This is a genomic window from Kordia sp. (assembly GCF_045105435.1).
In the GTDB taxonomy this organism is placed as follows: Bacteria; Bacteroidota; Bacteroidia; order Flavobacteriales; family Flavobacteriaceae; genus Kordia.
On record NZ_JBGCDL010000144.1, the window covers coordinates 1 to 6,486 of the forward strand.

Annotated in this window: 10 protein-coding genes; 5 read left to right on the forward strand and 5 right to left on the reverse strand. The window is 33.6% G+C overall.

From position 1 onward, the window contains the following. Positions 1 to 396: 396 nt before the first annotated feature. The 4 genes from AB8B65_RS07575 to AB8B65_RS07590 all read left to right on the forward strand — a co-directional run bounded on the left by AB8B65_RS07575 (position 397) and on the right by AB8B65_RS07590 (position 2,266). Positions 397 to 588 carry a cold-shock protein gene (locus AB8B65_RS07575; protein WP_405300280.1) on the forward strand — a complete coding sequence of 64 codons (192 nt, stop codon included), beginning with the start codon at positions 397 to 399 and terminating at the stop codon, positions 586 to 588. Positions 589 to 697: 109 nt separating this feature from the next. Further along, a complete protein-coding gene (locus AB8B65_RS07580) occupies positions 698 to 982 on the forward strand; it encodes a DUF1456 family protein (RefSeq protein ID WP_405300281.1) in 285 nt (94 codons plus the stop codon). A gap of 31 nt (positions 983 to 1,013) precedes the next feature. After that, positions 1,014 to 1,616, forward strand: a complete 603-nt coding sequence (locus AB8B65_RS07585) for a short chain dehydrogenase (protein ID WP_405300282.1) — start codon at positions 1,014 to 1,016, stop codon at positions 1,614 to 1,616. A gap of 71 nt (positions 1,617 to 1,687) precedes the next feature. Next, the gene (locus tag AB8B65_RS07590) at positions 1,688 to 2,266 is read left to right on the forward strand and encodes a PhnA domain-containing protein (protein ID WP_405300283.1); all 579 of its coding nucleotides are present in this window, start codon (positions 1,688 to 1,690) and stop codon (positions 2,264 to 2,266) included. Between the two features lie 272 nt (positions 2,267 to 2,538). On the opposite strand, the gene AB8B65_RS07595 is transcribed toward AB8B65_RS07590, so the two are convergent. Continuing rightward, the gene (locus AB8B65_RS07595) at positions 2,539 to 2,976 is read right to left on the reverse strand and encodes an Hsp20/alpha crystallin family protein (RefSeq protein ID WP_405300284.1); all 438 of its coding nucleotides are present in this window, start codon (positions 2,974 to 2,976) and stop codon (positions 2,539 to 2,541) included. Positions 2,977 to 3,245: 269 nt separating this feature from the next. Here AB8B65_RS07595 and AB8B65_RS07600 point away from each other — a divergent pair, with 269 nt between their 5' ends. Beyond that, a complete protein-coding gene (locus AB8B65_RS07600) occupies positions 3,246 to 4,097 on the forward strand; it encodes a metallophosphoesterase (protein ID WP_405300285.1) in 852 nt (283 codons plus the stop codon). 86 nt (positions 4,098 to 4,183) lie between these two features. Here AB8B65_RS07600 and sucC read toward each other — a convergent pair whose 3' ends face one another. From sucC to AB8B65_RS07620, 4 genes are all read right to left on the reverse strand, one after another. Further along, positions 4,184 to 5,377 carry an ADP-forming succinate--CoA ligase subunit beta gene (gene sucC / locus AB8B65_RS07605; RefSeq protein ID WP_405300286.1) on the reverse strand — a complete coding sequence of 398 codons (1,194 nt, stop codon included), beginning with the start codon at positions 5,375 to 5,377 and terminating at the stop codon, positions 4,184 to 4,186. 114 nt (positions 5,378 to 5,491) lie between these two features. Beyond that, positions 5,492 to 5,677 carry a hypothetical protein gene (locus AB8B65_RS07610; protein ID WP_405300288.1) on the reverse strand — a complete coding sequence of 62 codons (186 nt, stop codon included), beginning with the start codon at positions 5,675 to 5,677 and terminating at the stop codon, positions 5,492 to 5,494. A 177-nt stretch (positions 5,678 to 5,854) separates the two neighbouring features. Next, on the reverse strand, positions 5,855 to 6,115 hold the full coding sequence (locus AB8B65_RS07615) for a hypothetical protein (protein WP_405300289.1): 261 nt from the start codon (positions 6,113 to 6,115) through the stop codon (positions 5,855 to 5,857). A gap of 139 nt (positions 6,116 to 6,254) precedes the next feature. Further along, a complete protein-coding gene (locus AB8B65_RS07620) occupies positions 6,255 to 6,425 on the reverse strand; it encodes a hypothetical protein (RefSeq protein WP_405300290.1) in 171 nt (56 codons plus the stop codon). Between the last annotated feature and the right edge of the window lie 61 nt (positions 6,426 to 6,486).

The window sequence follows — 6,486 nt, forward strand, 5'->3', positions numbered from 1 at the left end:
TTAACAAAACGCAAGAAAATCTGTAACGGCAAATATTACGTCCTCTCTTGCGTTTTTTCAACAATTATATATACGAAACAAAATTTTAGATCGCTGCATAAAGTGGTTTTATAAAGAACTAATTATTCTTCATATCACTTAGTATAAAAGTAAGATAATACTACAAAACTGCAAAGCGTAGTATTTCGGAAACTACAAAACAGGTAGAAGTACGTGTTTTTATTAGCTTCATAAAAACAGTAGAAAACCCATAATTAACGCAGGTTACAGCGATAAACTTTAAAAAACCAATATTAAATTATTGTAACCAATTAGAAAAAATTAAAAAATTGGTTGGGCGCATGCAATTAGGTATTATCTTTGTATCAATTAAAATAATTATTAAAATTTATTACAATGAGTAGAGGAACAGTAAAATTCTTCAATGACGCCAAAGGATTTGGTTTTATTACAGAAGAAGGTTCAAACAAAGAACATTTTGTGCACATTTCAGGATTAATCGATGAAGTTCGCGAAGGTGACGAAGTAGAATTCGAATTAACAGAAGGACGCAAAGGTTTAAACGCAGTTGACGTGAAAGTGATTTAATATTATATATATTATTCCTTAATGAAGTAAAAAGTCTATCAATTGGTAGACTTTTTTTTATGCCCATTTTTAAACCAACTACTTTCCGCTTTTTGAGTATCTTTGCCGTATGGCATTAACAAATAACGACATTTTTAAGAAACTTCGTGTGGCTTTGAAGCTCCGCGATGACGATATTGTAAAAATATTAGAATTGGTAGATTTCAGAATCACCAAAAGTGAATTGGGTGCGTTTTTCCGAAACGAAGATCATCCGAAATATAAGAATTGTGGCGATCAAATATTGCGTAATTTCTTGAATGGTTTGGTGATTCACTTGCGCGGTCCGATGCCGAAAAAAGAAAATAAACCAAAATCTACGCCAGTAACTTCGAAACGAAAAGACCGAAAGTAAAAGATCTTTAAAAGCCTTCAATTCATCACTTATGAAAATACTCATCATTGGCGGAAACGGAACGATCGGTAAAAAACTTACGGGATATTTCAAGCAAAACCACGAAGTACTTGTTGCCGGACGCACAACTGGCGATGTTACTGTTGATATCAGCAATAGCGAAAGTATCCAAGCTATGTTTGAAAAAGTAGGGATAATAGACGCCGTTATTTGTGCCGCAGGAGAAGCCAAATGGAAACCGTTTCAAGAACTTACCGAAGAAGAATATTATATTGGCTTTAAAAGTAAGCTGATGGGACAAGTGAATTTGGTGCGTATTGGGCAAAACTACCTAACCAAAGGCGGATCAATTACTTTAACTACTGGAATTTTGGCCGACGAACCTGTACCAATGACCACAAGTGCTGCTATGGTAAATGGCGCCATTCATAGTTTTGTAAAAGCTGTAATTTTAGAACTCGATGGGAAAATTCGTGTGAATGTAGTTTCTGCCGGAATGGTTGAAGATGCCGCAGAAAAATACGATGCTTATTTCCCTGGTCACAATGCAATTCCGATGCAAAAAGTCATCAATGGTTATCGTAAAAGTGTGGACGGAAGACAAACTGGCGAAATCATTCGAATTTATAATTAATAGAAATTATAAAATCTTCTTTTATATTTAAACGAAACCTATACTTTTGTTTCAAATTATAAAATACGTACATGAGCATCGAAAGAAATATCCAAAAACGTAGTGGAAACGCATGTGAATTGTGTAGTGCGACTGAAAAATTAGCGATTTATCACGTGCCACCAAATCACGATCATAAATTAGAAAAATCTATTTATGCCTGTGAAACCTGTATTTCTCAAATTGAAGATGCGGATACAATGAATCCAAATCATTGGCGTTGTTTGAATGATAGTATGTGGAGCGAAGTAAAAGCCGTTCAAATTGTTGCTTGGCGCATGTTGCATCGACTTAAAAAAGAAGGCTGGCCACAAGACTTGTTGGATATGATGTATTTAGATGAAGATGATCTTAATTGGGCAGCAGCCACAGGAGAAGCAGAAGATAAAGAAAATGCCATCAAACATTTAGATGTAAATGGTGTACAATTGCAAGCTGGCGATAGTGTGGTTTTAATTAAAGATTTGAATGTAAAAGGTGCTGGATTTGTTGCTAAACGCGGATCGGCAGTGAGAAACATTACACTAACGCATGACAATGCCGAACATATAGAAGGTCGCTTAAACGGGCAACACATTGTAATTATTACAAAATATGTGAAGAAGACGTAATTTTTCTTTCTCCTTTGGAAAAATTTTACCGCTTCATAAATAACAAAAGTGAATGCGTATTCGTTATTATTTTGTAATTTGTTAGTTCATTAACTCTTAAACCATTCATTATGTTAGAAAAATTAGAAGAATTCCAAATTACCAACACTTCTCAAATCACAGGAGGATTAGAATCAGAAATATCTATTATGGAATATTGATCTGGAAATAAAAAAGGCTCGCCAATTTCTTGACGAACCTTTTTTCCATTAACTAACCAATCCTAAATAATATTATGATATTTCGATCAAACGTTTTGGTTTTACTTTATCTTCTTCGCGTTTTGGTAAAGAAACATGTAAAATTCCGTTTGTATATGTTGCGTTAATTTCTTCTTTGTTTACCGTTTGTGGTAATTTAAAAGAACGTGTAAACGCTGAAAAGCTAAATTCTTTGCGCGAATAGTTCTCTTCTTTTGTAGCTTCTTCTTTCTTGTCTTCTGTGCTAATTGTCAATACATTATGATCCAATGAAAGCTTAAAATCTTCTTTTACTTTTCCTGGTGCAGCTACTTCCAATACAAAATTATCTGTAGTTTCTTTAATATTTGTTGCTGGAATATTTCCTTTTGTCGCTGTCGCTGGATTTGTCATTCCACCAAACCAATCTGTTTGAAATAATTCGTCAAAAATTGAAGGGAAATCTGCGTTTTTTCTTTTTACTATGTTCATCTTATTTGTTTTTAAAAGTTTAATTTTTGTTTTGTTCAGTTTGTTATTCAAATACGAGTTGTATATGACAAAAAGGATTCCAAGTGCGAAAATGCGTCATTTTGACAGTTTTATACATTCAAATAATGACAAAATGACATTTTTACTGTAAATTGATGTGACAGCGTGGCGGAAATAGTGAATAGCAATGAACTTCCCCATCAATAAAAAATTTGGTGTTACTCAAAATATGCGTAGGTTCGTAAAAATTACAACGAATCCAAACTTCAATGATACGCATTGCTATTTTCTCAGATATTCATGGCAAGCTTTTACTTCCATTTAAGCTGGTAGCTGAGTATCAAAAACAATTTAATATAGAAATTGATCTAATTATTCAGTGTGGAGATATTGGTGCCTATCCAAACTTAGACAATCTTGATAAGGCAACAATTAGACATGCGAAAAACGATCGTGATGAATTGGGTTTTTATGATGATTTTAGTCAGTATCATAAAGAGATTGATACATTTTTAAAGCAACTAAATATTAAAATGGTTTGTGTACGAGGAAATCATGAAGATCATGACTTTTTAGATGATTTAGAAAAAAAACACGCACAAGGTTCCATGTTTCCAATTGACATATACAACTATGTTTGGGTTTGTAAATCGGGAGAAATTCAACGTTTCCATAAAGATACTGATCAACTATCTTATGTTGGCTTGGGAAGAATTGGAGATCGTAAAAACAGGCAAGAAAAAAGATTTATACAACAATACGAATACGATCAAATCAAAAAGTTATTCAAATCAAAAGACTTGTTTGATCTATTAATTACGCATGATTCAGATAATACGGGAGAAGCTGGTTATGGTTCTAAGGAAATTAGATCCGTTTTAGATAATATTCCGTTTCGCTATCATTTTTTCGGTCACACCGGAAAGTCATATAGCAAAGCATTAGATCAAAATGGAATTACAGAATCGATCAAAGTAAAAGAGTTAGAGTTTACAGCTTCTGGAATTTTACCTGAAAATTGCATGCTAATTCTCGAAAAGGAAAACAATGTGATTACAATACATAGTGTTTCAACATCGTTTACAAATCAATTCACTAAATACGACTGGAAATTAAAATAACGTATAGTTTACACATAAAAAGACCTTTCTCACAAGCGAGAAAGGTCTTTTCTATATAAATTGAATACTAGTTTATAACTAAAAGTTTATGCTAAAACTGCTTGCACTTTATCAGCAGCTTCTTGGAATTCTACTGCAGATTGTACATCCAATCCAGAGTTATCAATTAATTCCTTAGCAATATCTGCGTTTGTTCCTTGTAAACGAACAATGATTGGCACTTGAATTGCATCTCCCATGCTTTTGTATGCATCAACAACACCTTGTGCAACACGATCGCAACGAACAATTCCACCAAAAATATTGATTAAAATTGCTTTTACATTGTCATCTTTTAAGATAATTCTGAATGCTTCTTCTACACGTTTTGCATCTGCAGTTCCACCAACATCTAAAAAGTTAGCAGGTTCTCCACCAGCCATCTTAATTAAATCCATTGTTGCCATTGCCAATCCAGCTCCGTTTACCATACAACCCACGTTTCCGTCAAGATCAACATAGTTTAAACCAACTTCTTTCGCTTCAACTTCAATTGGATTTTCCTCACGTAAATCGCGCATAGCAGCGTAATCTTTGTGACGGAATAATGCATTTTCGTCTAACGTTACTTTTGCATCAACTGCCATAATTTTGTTATCTGAAGTTTTCAATACAGGATTGATTTCAAATAATGATGCATCGGCTGATACGTATGCTTTGTATAATGAAGAAACGAATTTTGTCATTTCTTTAAATGCCAATCCACTTAATCCTAAGTTGAAAGCCACTCTTCTTGCTTGAAATCCTAATAATCCTTGTGCAGGATCAACTTCTTCTGTAAATATTAAATGTGGCGTTTCTTCAGCAACCGTTTCAATATCCATTCCACCTTCAGTAGAATACATAATCATGTTACGTCCGGTAGCTCTATTTAACAATACAGACATATAAAATTCGCTTGTTTCACTCTCACCAGGATAGTATACATCTTCTGTAATTAAAACTTGATGTACACGCTTTCCTTCCGCAGAAGTTTGAGGTGTTACCAAATCCATTCCGATGATTTGTCCTGCGATATCTTCTACTTCTTGAAGATTCTTTGCAAGTTTCACTCCGCCGCCTTTTCCACGTCCACCAGCATGAACCTGTGCTTTAATCACATGCCATCCTGTTCCCGTTTCTTCTGTCAATTGCTTTGCAGCTTCAACAGCTTCTGCAGGTGTAGCAGCTACTTTTCCTCTTTGAATGCGTACGCCAAAACTTGCTAATATTTCTTTTCCTTGGTATTCGTGTAAGTTCATTTTACGAAATTTTTTATAGAGCACAAATGTAAAAAATCGAACGCATTAAACCCAATTAATTTTGGGTTTTGATGGATTTAAAAAATAAAAGCGGACAGAAGTCCGCTTAGATCATCAACTAGTTGTAAAACTACAAAATGATTGGAACGTTTCACAAACTCTTTCTGGACCGTCGGTAAACCATTCATGTTCTTTGTCTGGTGAGCCAGCTTGATTAGAAGGAGTACCTGGTAAGGCACCTCCAAAAAGCGAAATTGAAACTTTGTTAAGCTTCAGAGATTTTAGACTCTTTTTTTTCATAATATAAAGTTTTATGGTTAATAGCTTATAGTTGTAAATAAATCATAATATTACCCAAAAAAATAAAAATATTATGCAGCCATTTTCTTTAGCACAAAAAAATCAGCTAGACAACTAAGAGATTCAATAACGTTTTATTGTTTTCTTTGCTGGTTTAATACGTTTTTTTATAGAAAATTAAGGCACGTCATTACCTGTTGGAATTGGACAGGTAAATATTGAACAATCAATTGTACAATCAATTGTGCACAAATCTGTTGGTTTCGGCGGACATGTTATAGAGCCACCAGGGCAATTAAAAGGTAAACATGTAATACAAGTACACGTACTCATGGTAATTTGATCTGTTCCATTATCTTGAGCGCCGCCACTTTGTTCTTGTAATTGACTAATTTTTCGTTTGTTTAATGCTAAAGATGTTAGATTCTTTTTTTTCATGACAGTATCGTTTTGGTTATACTTAAAGTTAAGTGTGCTAAAAATCAAAACGTTACGGTTTTTCCATAAAAAAAGAGCCAATCTGCAGATTGACTCTTTCAAGTGTATGTTTGTTATGTATTAAGGCTTATAACAAACATTATTTCTCACAGTGATCTGAGTAATTTACACATGACATCATACAAGATTCTACTTTGCTTTTATCAACTGTAACTGAACTAGCAGCTCTAGCGCCTCCAAGAATAGTATTCTGTAATTTAGAAATCGATTTTTTGTTTAATTTTAAGTTTTGAGAAATTCTATTCTTCATGATTTTTAAATTTTATGTTCATGTAAAACTCAGCATAAAAACCTTTAAAAACAATACTTTA

Bases quoted from the DNA above. Each gene is read 5' to 3' on its own strand.
- AB8B65_RS07575 (WP_405300280.1), top strand. From the start codon at position 397: ATGAGTAGAGGAACAGTAAAATTCTTCAATGACGCCAAAGGATTTGGT.
- AB8B65_RS07585 (WP_405300282.1), top strand. From the start codon at position 1,014: ATGAAAATACTCATCATTGGCGGAAACGGAACGATCGGTAAAAAACTT.
- AB8B65_RS07580 (WP_405300281.1), top strand. From the start codon at position 698: ATGGCATTAACAAATAACGACATTTTTAAGAAACTTCGTGTGGCTTTG.
- AB8B65_RS07615 (WP_405300289.1), bottom strand. From the start codon at position 6,115: ATGAAAAAAAAGAATCTAACATCTTTAGCATTAAACAAACGAAAAATT.
- AB8B65_RS07600 (WP_405300285.1), top strand. From the start codon at position 3,246: ATGATACGCATTGCTATTTTCTCAGATATTCATGGCAAGCTTTTACTT.
- AB8B65_RS07610 (WP_405300288.1), bottom strand. From the start codon at position 5,677: ATGAAAAAAAAGAGTCTAAAATCTCTGAAGCTTAACAAAGTTTCAATT.
- AB8B65_RS07590 (WP_405300283.1), top strand. From the start codon at position 1,688: ATGAGCATCGAAAGAAATATCCAAAAACGTAGTGGAAACGCATGTGAA.
- AB8B65_RS07620 (WP_405300290.1), bottom strand. From the start codon at position 6,425: ATGAAGAATAGAATTTCTCAAAACTTAAAATTAAACAAAAAATCGATT.
- AB8B65_RS07595 (WP_405300284.1), bottom strand. From the start codon at position 2,976: ATGAACATAGTAAAAAGAAAAAACGCAGATTTCCCTTCAATTTTTGAC.
- sucC (WP_405300286.1), bottom strand. From the start codon at position 5,377: ATGAACTTACACGAATACCAAGGAAAAGAAATATTAGCAAGTTTTGGC.